The following is a 16,170-nucleotide window of genomic DNA, read 5'->3' on the forward strand; positions in this document are numbered from 1 at the left end:
GAACTCGCCATTGATCGCCCCCGCCAGGCTTTCCAGCTGGTGGCGGATCTCCTGGTATTCGGCGACGTCGCTGCGGGTGGGCGGCGCGATCTGCATGAACGACACCCGGCCGCGCCGGTCGGGCCAGCGCTCCAGCAGCGTGCGGAACGCCTCGAAGCGGCGCGGCAGGCCCTTGGAATAGTCCAGCCGGTCGACGCCGATGATCAGGTCGCGCCCGACCAGGCTGTCGCGCAGCCGGTGCGCCGCCCGCATGTTCCAGGCGGCCGGGGCGTCGGCCGCGATCTCCTCGGTCTCGATCGAGATCGGGAAGGCCTCGACCACGATGCGGCGGCCGTCGATTTCGACCCGCCCGTCGGTGGTCTCGCGCCAGCTCTTGTGCCAGGCGGCCAGCAGGGCGTCGCGGTCGCGGGCGGTGTGCAGCCCGACCACGTCATAGGCGGCGAGGTCGCGCAGCAGGTCGCGATGCGTCGGCAGGGTGCGCAGCACCTCCGGCGTCGGGAACGGCGTGTGCAGGAAGAAGCCGATCGGCGCCTCCACCCCGCGCTCGCGCAGCGCCCGGCCCAGCGGGATCAGCTGGTAGTCATGCACCCAGATCCGGTCGCCGGGCCGCAGCAGCGGCAGCAGGGCGTCGGCGAACAGGGCGTTGACGCGGCGATACCCGTCCTCCGCCGCGCGGGTGTAGTGCACCAGCTGGGTGCGGTAGTGGAACACCGGCCACAGCACCGAATTGGCGTGGCCGTTGTAGTAGAGGTCGAAATCCTTCGGCGTCAGGTCCAGCATCGCATAGGTCAGCGGCCCGGCGCGCTTCAGCTTCGGCTGCGGCGACGCATCCTCCGTCAGCTTGCCGCTCCAGCCCAGCCAGATGCCCCCGGTCTCCTTCAGCGCCGCCAGCACGGCAACGGCCAGGCCGCCCTGCGGCGCCTTGCCCTCCTCCACCGGGGCGATGCGGTTCGAGACCACGATCAGGCGGCCCATCGAATTCCCTTTTCGTCAGCGGGCGGCGGCCAGATGCGCGATCCATTCGCGCATGGCCGCGGGATCAGGCAAACGCCGGCTCGCCACGGTCGGTTCCCTGTCGCCGACCTGCAGCGCGATGCCGTCATGGCGCAACGCCGCGGCGAAGGAATCCTCGTCGGTGACGTCGTCGCCCGCGGCCAGCGGCCGGCGGCCGGCGAAGGGCGGCAGCGTCAGGAACCGCTCGACCGCGGCGCCCTTGTCGACGCCGTCGGGCTTGAGTTCGACCACCATTTTGCCGGCGAGCGCGTGCCAGCCCGGCGCGCCGGCCATCAGGTCGCGGGCGAGGGCGATGACCTCGGGCCCGAGGGCAGGCGCCTGGCGGTAGTGGATCGCGACCGCGGCGCCCTTCGGCTCGACCCGCAGGCCGGGGCGGGCCGCGGCGAACTCGGTCAGGGCGCCGGCCAGCCGGTCGAGCACCGCGCGGTTGACCGGGACGCGCTCAATCGGGCCTGACGGCACCGCGCGCCATTCGAGGCCGTGCTGGCCGGCTGTGGGCAGCGAGAGCGACGGGAACAGCCGGTCGAGATCGGCGATGGCGCGGCCGGAGACCAGGGCCAGGGCGCCACCGACACGGGCTGAGAGCCGCTGCAGGTCGCCGGGCAGGCCGGCCGGCACCACCACGTCCTCGGGCCGTTCGGCCAAGTCGATCAGGCAGCCATCGACGTCGAGGAACAATGCCAGCCCAGAAATACTGTCGGCGAAAGCGGTCGTGTCGATGATCTGCGGCGCCATGCGCGGTGACATCTCCGTGTCAATTTTTCGTAAAGATTGCCGGACCGGAATGGCTCCGGACACGACGACAGGCGTGTCCACCGCCGGATCTGGCCGGCGAAGCGATGCGCCTGACAGTTGTTGTAGGGACGACGGTCCTCTCTGACAAGGGAGAGGCAGGAATTTCTAGGATCCGAGCCCTCGGGCCTCGAACAGGGCCGCGTCGTCCTGCAGCCGGGCTTTCAGCCGCGGCGCCGCGAAATCCAGGAAGGCCCGGGTCTTGCGCGGCAGAAGCTGCTGGCCGGGATAGACCAGGCTGACCGGCCAGGGCGGCAGTTCATGCTCCTCGAGCACCAGCTCGAGCTTGCCGGCGCGCTTCGCCTCCGAGACCTGGTACGACAGCAGCCGCGTCAACCCCAGGCCGGCGACGGCGCCGTCGACCGCGGCCTCCGCCGTCGTGACGACCAGCCGCGACCGGACCGGCACCATCACATCGCCTTTCGCCGATGCGAAGCGCCAGGCCACCGGCGATGCGAGATTGTCGAAGGTGACGCAGATATGGTCCCGCAACTCCTCCGGCCGCTGCGGCCGGCCATGGGCGGCGAGATAGGACGGGCTGGCGCAGGTCACACGGCGCACCGCGCCGGCCTTCAGGGCGATCAGGCTGCTGTCGCCCAGCTCGCCGATCCGCAGCGCGACATCGACATCGGCCTCCAGCAGATCCACCAGGCGGTCGGCGAGAACCAGCTTGAGGTCGATCTCGGGATACCGGGCCAGGAAGTCCGTGACGATCGGGATCATGTGGGTGCGCCCGAAGACGATCGGCGCCGTGACCGTCAGCTGCCCCCTGGGATTCGTGTGGATCCCCGTCGCCGCCCGCTCCGCCTCCTCCACCTGCTCGAGGATGCGCCGGCACGCCTCGACATACAGCCGCCCCGCCTCGGTGAGGGCGAGCCGGCGGCTCGACCGGTTCAGCATGCGGGTCCGCAGATGGGCCTCGAGCTCCGCGATCCTCCGGCTGACCGTGGCCAGGGGCACGTCCAGCTGCTTCGCGGCGGCCGAAAGGCTGCCGGCCTCCACAGTTTTCAGCAGGATGGCCATCGCGCCCAGCTTGTCCATGGCCGATCTTCCCAAATTCAGCAACCTTGCTTCTCAGAAGCGAAGGATGTTCCCGATATCCTATTTCTATAGCACTGGGCGCGGAGCTGCCGACTGCGATTCCCAGGAGATGCCCATGAGCCCGAAGCCCGCCTATCCCGTGACGCACCACCGGACCGCGACCGTGGACGGCGTCAGGATCTTCTACCGCGAGGCCGGTCCGGCGGACGCGCCGGTCGTCCTGCTGCTGCACGGCTTCCCGACCTCCTCGCACATGTTCCGCCACCTGATCCCGTACCTGGCCGACCGCTACCACGTCATCGCGCCGGACTATCCCGGCTATGGCCAGAGCGACGCGCCGCCGGCCGAATCCTTCCCCTATAGCTTCGAGACCTTCGGCAGGCTGGTGGACGGGCTGCTGCAGCAGCTGGGGGTCCGGCGCTATGCCATGTATGTGATGGATTACGGCGCCCCCGTCGGCTGGCAGCTGGCGCTGAAGCACCCCGACGCCGTCACCGGGCTGATCATCCAGAACGGCAACGCCTATGACGAGGGGCTGAAGGAGTTCTGGGACCCGATCAAGGTGTACTGGGCCGACGGCAAGGCGGAGAGCCGGGACAAGCTGCTGAGCCTGGTCGCGCCGGAGACCACCATCTTCCAGTACACGGACGGCGTCTCCGACCGGACCCGCATCTCGCCGGATAACTGGGCGCATGACCAGCCGCTGCTGGACCGGCCCGGCAACGCCGACATCCAGATGGCGGTGATGTACGACTATCGCAACAACCTGCCCCTGTACCCCAAGGTGCAGGCCTGGTTCCGGGAGAAGCAGCCGCCGGCGCTGATCATCTGGGGCAAGAACGACTTCATCTTCCCCGAACCGGGCGCCCATCCCTACAAGCGGGACCTGCAGGATCTCGAATTCCACCTGCTCGACACCGGCCACTTCGTGCTCGAGGACAAGGCCGACGAAGCCTTCCCGCTGATCCGCGACTTCCTGGACCGCAAGGTGGCCGGCGCGTAGCGCCGGGCGCCCGCGTCAGTCGTCGTAGCCGATGCGGGCGCGGACGAACTCGCCCTTGATCGAGACCCGCGGCGGCCGGTCGCCGGCGGCGGCGGGGATGGTGCTGTCGACCATCGAGACGCGGGCGTCGACCTGATAGCTCACCGGCGTGCCGCGGCGGAAGCCGAGGTCGAGGTCGGCGGCGTCGGCCTGGATGCGGATGGCTTCGCCCGGATCGTCGGCGCGCAGCGTCGCCTGCACCGCATTGGCCGTGAGGTCGAGCGTCCGGGCCTGGCCGGACAGCGACAGCTTGGCCGCGTGGACCTGGACCGCGACGGCGCCGAAGCGGCCGTCCAGCGTGGCCTCGACCGCCGCCGGCCGCAGCGCCAGGGCGGTGCCGGGCCGCAGGTTCAGCGCCAGGGTCGGCCGGCAGTCGCGGGGCCAGACCGAAGATTGCTCGCGGACATCGACGGTCAGGACATGGCCGTCGACCTTCAGCGACGCGGCGCAGTCCTCCGTCCGCTGCAGCGCCGCCGCCAGCGGCCGGGCGGGGTCGGTGGTGGCGGCGACGGACAGCGCCTCGCCGGTCACCACCACCGCGTCGACCCCGGACAGGTCGACCGGCGCGGCCATCTCCGCCGCGGAAGGATCGGCGGTGCCCAGCCCCGCCAGGAAAGCCAAGGTCTGCAACGAGCCCATCACGATCCCTCCTAAGGCGGCCGGCGACGCCGGCCCGGTTCAGCGATGCATCAGGATCAGCGGTACAGCGGCGTCCGGTTGGCGACGGCCAGCCAGCCGCGGACGATGCGATAGACGGTCCACAGCCACAGCACGCCCAAGAGCGGCCAGCCGACCAGCACCCAGGTCAGGGCGCCGAACAGGAGGCCCAGCAGCAGCGCCGCCCAGAAGGTGCGGATCGCCCAGGTGAAATGGTCCCAGCCCACGGTGCCGCGGGCGTCGCCGCGCGCCAGATAGGCGATGACCACGCCGATCAGCATCGGCAGGGCGGTGAACAGCGAGACGGCGTAGATCGCGTAGACCACATGGCCGACCGTGCCCAGGCTGCCGCGCGCGCCGCGCGGCGTGATGATCTCGTAGTCCGGTCGGTAGGAGGCGGCCATTGCTGGCTCCTTTCTTCAGGTGAGTGTCCGGCTCTCAACGACCTTCGAGGTCGCGGAAGTCCCGGTTCAGCTTGAACTCGCTGGAGGTGACGTAGCGCTCCATCCCGGCCAGGCGCTGCTCCAGCTCGCGGAAATTGTGGCGGATGGCGGAGAAGGTGTCGGCCGGCTGGACCGAGACGGACCGCCAGAACACCTCCTCGTCCGGGCTGCGGTACAGCAGCGTCGGCCGGCGCTTCAGGAACACCGCCGCCGCCAGATAGGCGATCAGGATGTGCGGGAAGAAGATGAAGGCCAGGACCACGGTGCCGAAGCGGACCTTACCGGGAGAGACCCCGAAATAGGCGGCCAGGCCGGCGCAGACGCCGAAGACCATGCCGTTGTCCGGATCGCGGTAGAGGCGATGCGGGTTCGGCGATTCATTGAAGCGGCCGCTCATGGCGCCGGCCTCCGCCACTGCGGCGCTTCGGCGTCGAGGATCTTCTCCAGCGTCTGGATCCGCAGCTCCATCCGCTTGGCGCTTTCCCACAGGTCGACCAGCATGCGCTCATCCTCACGCGACAGCGTCCGCGACGCCCGCCAGCGGGTGACGTAGTGCAGCACCAGCCAGATCGGCGCCACGATCACCAGGAAGACGATGACCGGGACGAAGAAGAAGGCGTGAAACATGGTTGTCCTTGCGTCTGCGGCCCGGCGTCACCCGCCGGGCCGGTTTGACGGGGTCTGGATCAGCCGCCGGTGCGGCCGAGGCGGGCCTTGATCGCCTGTAGCTCCTTCTCGACGCCGCTCTCGGCCTCGAGGTCGGCGAACTCCTCGTTCAGGCTCTTGCGCCGGCCGAGGTCGAAGGACTCGACCTGGCCCTCCAGCGTGTCGATCTTGCGCTCGATCTGCTCGTAGCGGGCCAGCGCCTCGTCGATCCGGCCGTCATGCAGCTGGGTGCGGATGCGGATCTGGTCGCGCGCCGCGTCGTGCCGGATGGCGAAGGCCTTCTGCTTGTTCTTGGCCTCGGTCAGCTTGGCCTCGAGCCGGCCGAGATCCTCGTTGGTCTTGGCCAGTGCGGCCTCGATCGTCTCCAGCTCGCGGCGCAGCAGCTCGGCCGCGGTCGCGGCCTGGGCCTTGGCGACCAGCGCGCCCTTGGCCAGGTCCTCGCGGCCCTTCTCGACCGCGAGCTCGGCCTTGCGCTGCCATTCGGCCTGCGCCGCCTCCAGCTGGTCGACCTTGCGCAGGATGTCCTTCTTCTCGGCGATCGAGCGGGCGGCCGCGGCGCGCACCTCGACCAGCGTGTCCTCCATCTCCTGCACGATCAGCCGGACGATCTTCTCGGGATCCTCGGCGCGGTCGAGCATGGAATTGATGTTGGAATTGATGATGTCGCCAAGGCGGGAAAAGATACCCATCACACGGTCCTCTTTCGGTCCAAAGGTCTGCCCGGAAGCTCGTCCCGGTGAGTCGGCTGGCGTGGCTTTCGAGAACCGGAGCGCAGCGGACATGAAGGTCCGTGAGCACCGGAAGCGCAGAAAGCCGCGTCAGACGGCCGCCGGGGCGAGTTTGCGGGCGGGCTGTTACAGGAACAGGGAAGCGATCAGCACCCCGGCGCCGAAGAACACCCAGTTCTCGGTCGGCCGGCTGCTGATCCAGGCCAGCAGGCGCTCGCCCGTGCGGCGCCAGTCGGCGGTCCCGGCGCTGCGGCCGTAACGGGAGCGGGTGCCGGTCGGGTCGAAGCCGTAGCTCATGGATCCTCCTCAAAGCCCGATGCGTTCGGGTCGTCCCCTGGGTTGCAAGGGCCGTGCCAGAACCGGATCCGGCCGGATTCCGCCGCTTCGCTCACCGGGCCCCTTGACCATCCGGCGGAAATTTCCAGATCATCGGAAAATTTCGCCGAAGGGACCCATGGCCGACGGTCTGCCGCATCTGCTGGGCGAGGCGCCCGCCTTCGCCGACCTGCTGGACCGGGTCTCGGCCGCGGCGCCCTTGGACCGGCCGGTGCTGGTGATCGGCGAGCGCGGCACGGGCAAGGAGCTGATCGCCGCCCGGCTGCATTTCCTGTCGCCGCGCTGGGACCGGCCCTTCGTCAAGCTGGACTGCGCCGCCCTGTCGCCCGAGCTCTTGGAGAGCGAGCTGTTCGGCCATGAGGCCGGGGCCTTCACCGGCGCGGTGAAGCGCCATGTCGGCCGGTTCGAGCGCGCCGATGGCGGCACCCTGTTCCTGGACGAGCTGGCCAATGCCGGCCTCAGGGTGCAGGAGAAGCTGCTGCGGGTGATCGAATATGGCGAGATCGAGCGGGTGGGCGGCGCCCAGACCATGACGGTGGATGTCCGCGTCGTCGCCGCCACCAATGTCGACCTGCCGGGCGAGGTCGCGGCCGGGCGCTTCCGCGGCGACCTGCTGGACCGCCTGGCCTTCGACGTGCTGACCGTGCCGCCGCTGCGGGCGCGGCCGGAGGACATCCCGCTGCTGGCCGCGCATTTCGCCCAGGGCATGGCGCATGACCTGGACCGGCCGGGCTTCCCCGGCTTCGCCCCGGCGGCGATGGCGGCGCTGCGCGGCCATGCCTGGCCCGGCAACATCCGCGAGCTGAAGAACGCGGTCGAGCGCGCGGTGTACCGCACCCCGCCGGACGAGAAGGTGGCGGAGATCGTGCTGGACCCCTTCGCCTCGCCCTGGCGGCCGAAAGGCCTGCAGACCGGGGCGCCGCCCGCCCCGGCCGCGGCGGAGGCGCCGGCCCTGCCCTACGATTTCCGGGCGGAGGTCGCGGCGGTCGAGAAACGCTGGCTGGAGGCGGCGCTGCAGGCCCAGGGCGGGCATCAGGGCCGGGCGGCGACCGCGCTCGGCCTCGGCTACGACCAGCTGCGCCACCTTCTGCGCAAGCACGGGTTGTCGGCGCGATCGGGGGGCGAGGACGCATGAAGACCGTGCTGATCACCGGCTGCAGCTCCGGCTTCGGCTTCGCGGCGGCGAAACGCTTCGCCGCCGCCGGCTGGTCGGTGCTGGCGACGTTGCGCGGCCCCGCCGACCGGCCCGAGGCGGCGGCCCTGTCCGCCATCCCCGGCGTCACCGTGCTGCCGCTCGACGTCACCGACCCGGCGCAGCGGAAGGCGGCGGCAGAAGCGGTGGCGGGCGGCCTCGACTGCCTGATCAACAATGCCGGCTACGGCCTGTACGGCCCGCTGGAGGCGCTGGACGACGGCCAGGTGCGGCGCCAGATCGCGACCAATCTGGAGGCGCCGATCCTGCTGACCCGCGACCTGCTGCCGGCGCTGCGCCTGCGGCACGGCCGGGTGATCAACATCTCCTCGGTGCTTGGCTTCATCGGCACGCCGTTCATGACGATCTACGCCGCCAGCAAGCACGGCCTGTCCGGCTTCAGCGAGGCGCTGCGGCTGGAGCTGGCGCCGCATGGCGTGCAGGTCTGCGCGGTCGAGCCCGGGCGCCACGACACCGGCTTCAACGCCCGGCTGGACGCGCCGCCGGCGGTGAGGGACCTGCCCTACCGCGCCGCCTTCGACCGGTCCCTGGCCCGCCGGGAAGCCCGTGGCGGCGTGGCGCCGGAGCGCGCGGCCGCGATCAGCGCCCGGGCGGCGGACCGGCTGCTGCGCCTGGCCGAATCCCGCCGGATGCCGCCGCGGCTGCGCCTGGGCACCGATTCCCGGCTGGTGTTCCGGGTGAAGCGGCTGCTGCCCGAGGCGTTGTTCGACCGGCTGATGATCTTCGCCACCGGTAGGGGGGTGAATTGAGGACGGGTGTCGGGACACGCGGCATCCAGGTGATCCCTATGTAGCCTTTTGCTGGTTCCGGACAGCGCCGGCCGATGGCCTTATCCCTGCGGCAAGAGCGATCTGGAGCAGCTCGGTCAGGCCGCTCGCGTTCAGGCGGATCATGACCTGGGCGCGGTGCAGTTCCACGGTGCGAGGGCTGATGCCCAGCTCCTTGCCGATCGTCTTGTTGGTCCCTCCATTGACCAGGCCGACGAGCACGTCGCGCTCCCGTGGCGTCAATCTGGGCAGGCGGGCGCCGGCATCCTCGTCGGGCCTCGTCCGTCGTACCGCGCCATGACACTCCGCAATGGCGTTCGCGAGCTTTGCCTGCAGGGATGCTTCGTCTTCCACGACCACGTAGTCGACGGCACCCTCCTTCATCGCAGCGACCGCGGCGGCGACGTCTGCCCCTGGCGCGTCCAGCGCGATCGCCGGCAGCTGGACCGACCGCGCCTTGAGCTCGCGCGGGATCGAAAGCCCGTCGTTCTTGGTCCTGCGGAGGTCGACGAGCACGCAGCCCGGCGCCAGCACGGCGGCTATGTCGAGGAAGGCGGAGGCGCTTGCAAAAGGTCGCGCACGATAGCCGAGGGCCCGCACGAGCCTGCCCAGCCTGCGGGCCTCGGCGGCCGTGGTGCTGACGATATAGACCTGGCCGACATCCTCCGGGGTCAGGTCTTCGGTGATCCCGCCGATCCGGGTCACCGCGCCGTCATGGTCGGGAATGGGGAAGCTGGTGTCGCGCAGCCAGCGGACGGCGCCGTCCGCCGGCCGGATGATCCGATATTCGAACTGGGCAACCTCTCCCGCCCGCACGGTGGCGAGGGCGTGGTCGACCTGCTGGCGGTCGTCGGGATGGATACCTGCCATCCATTCGGCCAGATCGACGGGCATCGCCCGGCTCGGCACGCCCCAGAGCCGCCCGTAAGCGGCGCTGCGGTAGATGATCGTTTCCGCCCCCGGGTCGACCATCCAGAGCAGGTTGCTGCTATGCTCGGCGAAGCTGCGGAACCGCGCCTCGTTGACGCGAACCGCCGCCTCGGCGCGGCGCTGCGCGGTCACGTCGATCGCCGCACCGATGAAGCCGACGGCACGACCCTGCGCGAAGGTCGTCCGGCCCGAGGTGGCGATGTGGCGCATGACGCCGTCGTCGCGTCCCAGCACTCGGTATTCGATGTTGAAACGTCCATCGCCGGCCGGATCGACGCAGGCCGCGATCGCCTCACGGACACGGGTGAGGTCGCCCGGGTGAATTCCCGCCTCGTAGACGGCCATGTCGACCGGCGCGTCGGCAGGAAGCCCCCACATCGCGTGCAACCGCTCGTCCCAATCGAGCGCACCCGAGACCGGATCCCATGAGTAGATGCCGAGGCCGACCAGCTCGGTCGCGGCGCGCAGGCGAGCCTCGCTGTTCCGCCACGCCTCCTCGAACGCGTAGCGCTCGCTGGTGTCCGGCATCACCCCGGCTCTCCTTCAGGCTGCTGGCGAGGCGAACAGCCCGGGGGCGCGGGAGGTTCCTTAGGGATCGCCCGTATGGTCCGACGGCGGACCGCACGACACGTTTGCCCATCGAGACATGGCTGATGTCAGGAGAGGGCGATGAAAGCGGTTGTCTATAACGGACCACGCGATGTCCTGGTTCAGGATGTGCCCGATGCACGCATCGAGAGGCCGACCGACGTTCTGGTCCGAATTACCAGCACCAACATCTGCGGCTCGGACCTGCACATGTATGAGGGCCGGACCGACTTCCAGCGCGGCGGCGTGTTCGGACACGAAAATCTGGGCCAGGTGGCTGAAGTGGGCGAGGCGGTCGACCGGGTGAAGGTCGGAGACTGGGTCGCCATCCCCTTCAACATCGGCTGCGGCTTCTGCAAGAATTGCGAGCGCGGCCTGAGCGCATACTGCCTGACCACGGCGGATCGGAGCGTCATGCCGAACATGGCGGGCGCTGCGTACGGTTTTGCCGGCATGGGACCGTATCGGGGCGGCCAAGCCGACCTTCTGCGCGTTCCCTACGGAGACTACAACTGCCTGAAGCTGCCGCCCGACGCGGAAGAGCGGCAGAACGACTATGTGATGCTGGCCGATATCTTCCCGACCGGCTGGCACGCGACCGAGCTCGCCGGACTGCGTCCGGGCGAGTCGGTGGTGATCTACGGGGCCGGGCCCGTCGGCCTCATGGCCGCCCACTCCGCGATGATCAAGGGTGCCGCCATGGTCATGGTGGTCGACCGTCATCCCGATCGCCTGCGCCTCGCCGAGTCGATCGGAGCCTTGCCGATCGACGACTCCCAGGGCTCCCCGGTGGACCAAGTCCTCGACCTGACGAACGGCGTCGGCGCCGACCGCGGCTGCGAATGCGTCGGCTACCAGGCCCACGACGCGGAGGGCGACGAGCACCCTGCCATGACGATGAACAACCTGGTGAGATCGGTGAAGTTCACCGGCGGCATCGGCGTGGTCGGCGTCTATGTGCCCCAGGACCCGGCGCCCCAGGACCCGCTCTACAAGCAGGGCGAGATCGTGTTCGACCAGGGCCTCTTCTGGTTCAAGGGCCAGTCGATCGGCACCGGGCAGTGCAATGTGAAGGCCTATAACCGGCAGCTGCGGGACCTGATCTCGAGGGACCGCGCGAAGCCGTCCTTCATCGTCTCCCATGAGCTGGTGCTGGACGAGGCGCCGAACGCCTACCGGAACTTCGACGCACGCGACGAGGGCTGGACCAAGGTGGTGCTCAAGCCCGCCGCCTGACCCATTCGAGGCCGCTCCGCGATCGCGCGCTCAGCCTGCGCGCGATCCGAGATGGCGCGCGAAAGTGAGGACGCCATGCCGATCTACAGCTACGAGTGCGAAGAGTGCGGGCCATTCACGGCGATGCAGCCGATGGCTCGTTTCCGAGACCTATGCCCATGCCCGGGGTGCGGAACTCACGCGCAACGGACGCTCTCCCGCGCACCTGCCATCGTCAGCATCAACCCGGCCGGCCGCATCTCCGACAGGGGCAGCGAGCCGATGGAGACGGGCCCGCGACGCTCGTCGGCGGCGCATCCTGCCGGCTGCGGCTGCTGCATGCGCCGGACGCCGCTGCCGGGCGCCCTGTCCGCGGGAGGACGGGTCTTCACGTCGCACGGGCCCGTCCGGCGCAGCGGCCATTGACCGAGGAAGGGTCGACCATGGCGGACGGTGTCGCGCCTTAGGGAACCGGCCTCCGCCGCAAGGCGTCAGTCAGACGAGGTGATCATGACCAGACTCACAGCTGCGGCTGCGGCGGCCGCGATGGCGTTCCTGGCCGATGCGGCCTTCGCACAGCAGCAAGCCGCCTTATCGCCGGGCGGCGCGGCCCAGTTGCAGCTGGTCGCGCGCTTCGAGCACCAGGTGACCGGGGTGACGGTCTCGCCGGACGGGCGCATCTTCGTCAACTTTCCGCGGTGGACGGAGGACGCGCCGATCTCGGTCGCCGAGGTGACGCGCGACGGCGGGCTCAAACCCTACCCGGATGAAGCGTGGAATTCCTGGCGCAACGCCAGGAAGAACCAGATCCCGGCCGGAGATCACTTCGTGTGCGTCCAGAGCGTGGTCGCCGATGCGCAGGGCAATCTCTGGGTCGTCGATCCGGCCGCGCCGGCCACGGCAGCCGTCGTGCCCGGCGGACCCAAGCTCGTCAGGATCGACCTGAAGACGAACACGGTGGCGCAGGTGATCCGCTTCGACGAGACGGTTGCACCCCAGGGCAGCTACCTGAACGATGTGAGGTTTTCGCCGGACGGGCGGCACGCCTACCTGTCCGATGCCGGAGCAAAGGGTGCTCTCGTCGTCGTGGATCTGCAGACCGGCAAGGCCCGACGCGTCCTTGACGGCCATCCGAGCACCCAGCCGGAAAAGGATGTGGTTGTGAAGACCGACGGGCAGGAGCTGCGTCGGCCCGACGGGCGGGGCGTCGAGTTCGCCGCCGACAGCCTGGCGCTCTCTCCGGATGGGCGCACGCTCTACTGGAAGGCCCTGACCGGCCGGACCCTCTATCGCATCGCGACGGACGCCTTGGAGGATCCCGGTTTATCCGAGAAGGACCTCGAAGCGCGTGTGGAGCGCGCCGGCGAAGCCGAGCCGACGGACGGTCTTTGGATCGACGGGAGCGGGCGGCTTTATCTGAGCGCGATCGAGCAGGATGCGGTGAAGGTCCTTGACGGGGATCGCATCACCACCCTCGTCCAGGACAAGCGGCTCCGCTGGCCGGATACCTTCTCGGAGGGACCCGACGGGACCGTCTACGTCACGAGCTCGCACATTCAGGACATGAGCTGGTTCAAGCCCGGGAACGGTCCGCGCCTCGCGACGGAGCTGTGGCGCATCGAGGGCACGGGGGCGCGCCGGTGACGCGGACGATGGATGCGAAGGAGACAGCATGACCGAACCCTTCTGGCCGGACGATGCCCGCCTCGCCGTCAGCCTCTCGCTGATGTTCGAGGCCGGCGGCCAGCCGATCTCCGGCGCCGGCGATGTCATCCCCGAGCCGATCGAGAAGGGCCTGCCGGACCTGCCGACCAACGCCTTCTTCCACTACGGCGTCGCGGAGGGGATCCCGCGGATCCTGGACCTGATGGACAAGCACCAGGTCAAGCTCAGCTCCTTCATGATCGGCCGGGCGGTCGAGGCGGCGCCCGAGCTGGCGCAGGAGATTGTCCGGCGCGGCCACGAGGCCGCCGCGCATGGCCGCACCTGGGAGAACAGCTACGCCCTCGACCCCGACGCCGAGCGCCGCTTCATCGCCGACAGCGTCGAGACGATCCAGAAGGTGACCGGCCGGCAGCCGATCGGCTGGAATGCCTACTGGATGCGCAACTCGCCCCGCACGCTCGACATCCTGCAATCGCTCGGCTTCCGCTATCACATCGACGAGCCGAGCGCGGACCAGCCGTTCATCGTCAAGCTGAAAGGCGGCGACTTCGTCACCGTGCCCTACACCTTCCACATGAACGACATCATCTCCTTCCCCTTCGGCGGCTGGAACCCCGCCGCCTACGAGCAGGCGCTGCGGGACGAATTCGACCAGCTCTACGAGGAGGGCGCGCATCGCCGCCGGATGATGGTGGTCTCGCTGCATGACCGGATCTCGGGCCATGCCAACCGGGTCCGGGTGCTGGACCGCTTCCTGGCCTATGCCCGGAGCAAGCCCGGCGTCTGGTTCGCCCGGAAGGACGAGATCGCGGCCTGGGCGCTCGAGCACCGGTCGATCACCCCGGTCTATGACCGCGGGGCACCGACCGTCACCGGCCTTCCCGGTTCCGCGGCCTGAGGAGTCCATGATGCGCATTCCCGCCCTGCTTGCGCTGGCCCTCGCCGCCTCCACAGCCGCCGAGACGGCGCAGGTCGACGACGCGGCGGCCGTCGCCCTGGCGAAGCCGAAGGAGCTGATCGTCGCCGGGGACATTGGGCCGGCAGCCAAGGCACGGCTGCTCGAGCCTGTCGACGCGTTCTACGGCTTCTGAATCAACGTCTGACGCCATTAAATCCCTCCCTTCCGCCTGTGAAATCTAGGCGATTTCCAGAACCGGACCAGCCTTCGGCCTGAATCATCGCGCCGATTTCCTCCCGCACTGCGAGAAGGCGATTGCGCCGCCGCCCCCGACTCAGGCAGGGTTTCGAAAATCCTAAAAATCCTTGCGAATGAAACGTCCTCGGGGAGGCATCATGAAGGGGAACGCTGTTGCTGTGGGCCTGCTGGTGGCGGGCTTCGCCCTGCCGGCCGCGGCCCAGGTCTCGGGCAACGTCGTCAAGATCGGCGTGCTGAACGACCAGTCCGGCGTCTATGCCGATTACGGCGGCAAATGGTCGGTCGAGGCCGCGAAGATGGCGGTCGAGGATTTCGGCGGCAAGGTGCTGGGCGCCCCGATCGAGATCGTCAACGCCGACCACCAGAACAAGCCCGACATCGGCTCCAACATCGCCCGCCAGTGGTTCGATGTCGACGGCGTCGACGTGATCACCGAGCTGACCACCTCCTCCGTCGCCCTGGCCGTGCAGGCGCTGGCGGCCGAGAAGCACAAGGTCACCATCACCTCGGGCGCCGTGACCGCGGACCTGACCGGCAAGGCGTGCTCGCCCACCGGCTTCCACTGGGCCTTCGACACCCATGCGCTGGCGGTCGGTACCGGCGGCGCCCTGGTCGACCAGGGCGGCGACAGCTGGTTCTTCCTGACCGCCGACTACGCCTTCGGCTATTCGCTGGAGGAGCAGACCACGAAGTTCGTCACCTCCAAGGGCGGCAAGGTGCTGGGCAGCGTGCGGCACCCGCTGAACACCACCGACTTCTCCTCCTTCCTGCTGCAGGCCCAGGCGTCCGGCGCCAAGGTGGTGGGCCTGGCCAATGCCGGCCTGGACACCGCCAACGCCATCAAGCAGGCGGCGGAGTTCGGCATCGTCGCCGGCGGCCAGAAGCTGGCCGGCCTGCTGTTCACCTTGGCCGAGGTGCACGGGCTGGGGCTCGAGGCGGCGCAGGGGCTGGTGCTGACCGAGGATTTCTACTGGGACCGCAATGACGAGAGCCGGGCCTTCGCCCAGCGCTTCTTCGAGCGCACCAAGCGCATGCCGAACTCGGTCCAGGCCTCGGAATACTCGTCGGTGCTGCAATACCTGAAGGCGGTGCAGGCCGCCGGCACCGATGACGGCGACAAGGTCGCGGCCAAGCTGAAGGAGCTGCCGGTCGACGACGTCTTCGCCCATGGCGGCAAGGTGCAGGCCGACGGCCGCATGGTGCACGACATGTACCTGTTCCAGGTCAAGGCGCCGTCGGAGAGCACCAAGCCCTGGGACTACTACAAGCTGCTGGCGACCATCCCGGGCGACCAGGCCTATCTGTCGGCGGAGACCAGCGGCTGCCCCGCGACCGCGAAGAAATAGCGGCCGCATGCCGGATTCCCAGCCGATCCTGGTGGCGGAGGGCCTGACCAAGGCCTTCCGCGGCTTCCTCGCGGTCAAGGGCGTGGACCTCAGCGTGCGCGAGGGCACGATCCACGCCCTGATCGGCCCGAACGGCGCCGGCAAGACCACCGTCTTCAACCTGCTGACCAAGTTCCACCAGCCGACCTCCGGCCGCATCGCCTTCAGGGGCGAGGACATCACCCGGCTGAAGCCGGCCGAGGTGGCGCGGCGCGGCCTGGTGCGGTCGTTCCAGATCTCGGCCGTGTTCCCGCATCTGACGGTGCTGGAGAATGTCCGCGTGGCGCTGCAGCGGCCGGAGGGGCTGTCGCGCCAGTTCTGGCGCTCCGCCGCGGTGCTGCGCCGGCTGGACGCGCGGGCGCTGGAGCTGATCGAGGCGGTCAACCTGAGCGAATTCGCCCGCACCGCCGCGGTCGATTTGTCCTATGGCCGCAAGCGGGCGCTGGAGATCGCCACCACCCTGGCGCTGGACCCGCCGATGCTGCTGCTGGACGAGCCGATGGCCGGCATGGGGCATGAGGAGATCGGCCGC

At 69.4% G+C, this 16,170-nt stretch carries 19 protein-coding genes; 9 read left to right on the top strand and 10 right to left on the bottom strand.

Annotated elements, in window-relative coordinates:
• The 3 genes from ABDW35_RS16235 to ABDW35_RS16245 form a co-directional block, all read right to left on the bottom strand.
• Nucleotides 1-975 (bottom strand): trehalose-6-phosphate synthase (locus tag ABDW35_RS16235; RefSeq protein WP_343714922.1); only part of this gene is annotated, 975 nt, incomplete at its 3' end.
• Between the two features lie 15 nt (nt 976-990).
• Nucleotides 991-1,749 carry a trehalose-phosphatase gene (gene otsB, locus ABDW35_RS16240; protein WP_343714923.1) on the bottom strand — a complete coding sequence of 253 codons (759 nt, stop codon included), beginning with the start codon at nt 1,747-1,749 and terminating at the stop codon, nt 991-993.
• A 165-nt stretch (nt 1,750-1,914) separates the two neighbouring features.
• Complete coding sequence (locus tag ABDW35_RS16245) at nt 1,915-2,847, bottom strand: LysR substrate-binding domain-containing protein (RefSeq protein WP_343714924.1); 933 nt, start codon at nt 2,845-2,847, stop codon at nt 1,915-1,917.
• Between the two features lie 115 nt (nt 2,848-2,962).
• On the opposite strand from ABDW35_RS16245, the gene ABDW35_RS16250 reads away from it, so the two are divergent.
• Nucleotides 2,963-3,850 carry an alpha/beta hydrolase gene (locus ABDW35_RS16250; protein WP_343714925.1) on the top strand — a complete coding sequence of 296 codons (888 nt, stop codon included), beginning with the start codon at nt 2,963-2,965 and terminating at the stop codon, nt 3,848-3,850.
• Nucleotides 3,851-3,865: 15 nt separating this feature from the next.
• Here the strand turns inward: ABDW35_RS16250 and ABDW35_RS16255 are convergent, their stop codons facing one another.
• From ABDW35_RS16255 to ABDW35_RS16280, 6 genes are all read right to left on the bottom strand, one after another.
• The gene (locus ABDW35_RS16255; RefSeq protein ID WP_343714926.1) at nt 3,866-4,528 is read right to left on the bottom strand and encodes a hypothetical protein; all 663 of its coding nucleotides are present in this window, start codon (nt 4,526-4,528) and stop codon (nt 3,866-3,868) included.
• Nucleotides 4,529-4,584: 56 nt separating this feature from the next.
• Nucleotides 4,585-4,950 (bottom strand): hypothetical protein, encoded by a 366-nt coding sequence (locus tag ABDW35_RS16260; protein WP_343714927.1) that lies wholly within the window; start codon nt 4,948-4,950, stop codon nt 4,585-4,587.
• A 34-nt stretch (nt 4,951-4,984) separates the two neighbouring features.
• On the bottom strand, nt 4,985-5,386 hold the full coding sequence (pspC, locus tag ABDW35_RS16265) for an envelope stress response membrane protein PspC (protein WP_343714928.1): 402 nt from the start codon (nt 5,384-5,386) through the stop codon (nt 4,985-4,987).
• On the bottom strand, nt 5,383-5,616 hold the full coding sequence (gene pspB, locus ABDW35_RS16270) for an envelope stress response membrane protein PspB (protein ID WP_034846345.1): 234 nt from the start codon (nt 5,614-5,616) through the stop codon (nt 5,383-5,385). The genes pspC and pspB overlap by 4 nt, the downstream gene beginning before the upstream one ends.
• Nucleotides 5,617-5,675: 59 nt before the next feature.
• The gene (gene pspA, locus ABDW35_RS16275; protein ID WP_343714929.1) at nt 5,676-6,344 is read right to left on the bottom strand and encodes a phage shock protein PspA; all 669 of its coding nucleotides are present in this window, start codon (nt 6,342-6,344) and stop codon (nt 5,676-5,678) included.
• A 165-nt stretch (nt 6,345-6,509) separates the two neighbouring features.
• Nucleotides 6,510-6,680, bottom strand: a complete 171-nt coding sequence (locus ABDW35_RS16280) for a hypothetical protein (protein WP_343714930.1) — start codon at nt 6,678-6,680, stop codon at nt 6,510-6,512.
• A 157-nt stretch (nt 6,681-6,837) separates the two neighbouring features.
• Here ABDW35_RS16280 and pspF point away from each other — a divergent pair, with 157 nt between their 5' ends.
• Together pspF and ABDW35_RS16290 are read left to right on the top strand one after the other, a co-directional pair.
• Nucleotides 6,838-7,854, top strand: a complete 1,017-nt coding sequence (pspF, locus tag ABDW35_RS16285) for a phage shock protein operon transcriptional activator (protein ID WP_343714931.1) — start codon at nt 6,838-6,840, stop codon at nt 7,852-7,854.
• Nucleotides 7,851-8,681: an SDR family NAD(P)-dependent oxidoreductase gene (locus ABDW35_RS16290; protein ID WP_343714932.1), complete on the top strand. Its 831-nt coding sequence runs from the start codon at nt 7,851-7,853 to the stop codon at nt 8,679-8,681. The genes pspF and ABDW35_RS16290 overlap by 4 nt, the downstream gene beginning before the upstream one ends.
• Before the next feature lie 36 nt (nt 8,682-8,717).
• Here ABDW35_RS16290 and ABDW35_RS16295 read toward each other — a convergent pair whose 3' ends face one another.
• On the bottom strand, nt 8,718-10,157 hold the full coding sequence (locus ABDW35_RS16295; RefSeq protein WP_343714933.1) for a PAS domain-containing protein: 1,440 nt from the start codon (nt 10,155-10,157) through the stop codon (nt 8,718-8,720).
• A 141-nt stretch (nt 10,158-10,298) separates the two neighbouring features.
• On the opposite strand from ABDW35_RS16295, the gene ABDW35_RS16300 reads away from it, so the two are divergent.
• From ABDW35_RS16300 to ABDW35_RS16325, 6 genes are all read left to right on the top strand, one after another.
• Nucleotides 10,299-11,453, top strand: coding sequence for a glutathione-independent formaldehyde dehydrogenase (locus ABDW35_RS16300; RefSeq protein WP_343714934.1), 1,155 nt, complete (start codon nt 10,299-10,301; stop codon nt 11,451-11,453).
• 489 nt (nt 11,454-11,942) lie between these two features.
• Entirely contained in the window at nt 11,943-13,076 is a 1,134-nt protein-coding gene (locus tag ABDW35_RS16305) for an L-dopachrome tautomerase-related protein (protein WP_343714935.1), read from the top strand.
• A gap of 28 nt (nt 13,077-13,104) precedes the next feature.
• Entirely contained in the window at nt 13,105-13,995 is an 891-nt protein-coding gene (locus ABDW35_RS16310) for a polysaccharide deacetylase family protein (protein WP_343714936.1), read from the top strand.
• A 7-nt stretch (nt 13,996-14,002) separates the two neighbouring features.
• Complete coding sequence (locus tag ABDW35_RS16315; RefSeq protein WP_343714937.1) at nt 14,003-14,188, top strand: hypothetical protein; 186 nt, start codon at nt 14,003-14,005, stop codon at nt 14,186-14,188.
• A 202-nt stretch (nt 14,189-14,390) separates the two neighbouring features.
• Complete coding sequence (locus tag ABDW35_RS16320) at nt 14,391-15,599, top strand: ABC transporter substrate-binding protein (protein ID WP_343714938.1); 1,209 nt, start codon at nt 14,391-14,393, stop codon at nt 15,597-15,599.
• A gap of 7 nt (nt 15,600-15,606) precedes the next feature.
• The coding region (locus ABDW35_RS16325) for an ATP-binding cassette domain-containing protein (RefSeq protein WP_343714939.1) at nt 15,607-16,170 on the top strand (564 nt) is incomplete at its 3' end.

The sequence above is a fragment of the Inquilinus sp. genome, from assembly GCF_039594555.1.
Taxonomy (GTDB): domain Bacteria; phylum Pseudomonadota; class Alphaproteobacteria; order DSM-16000; family Inquilinaceae; genus Inquilinus.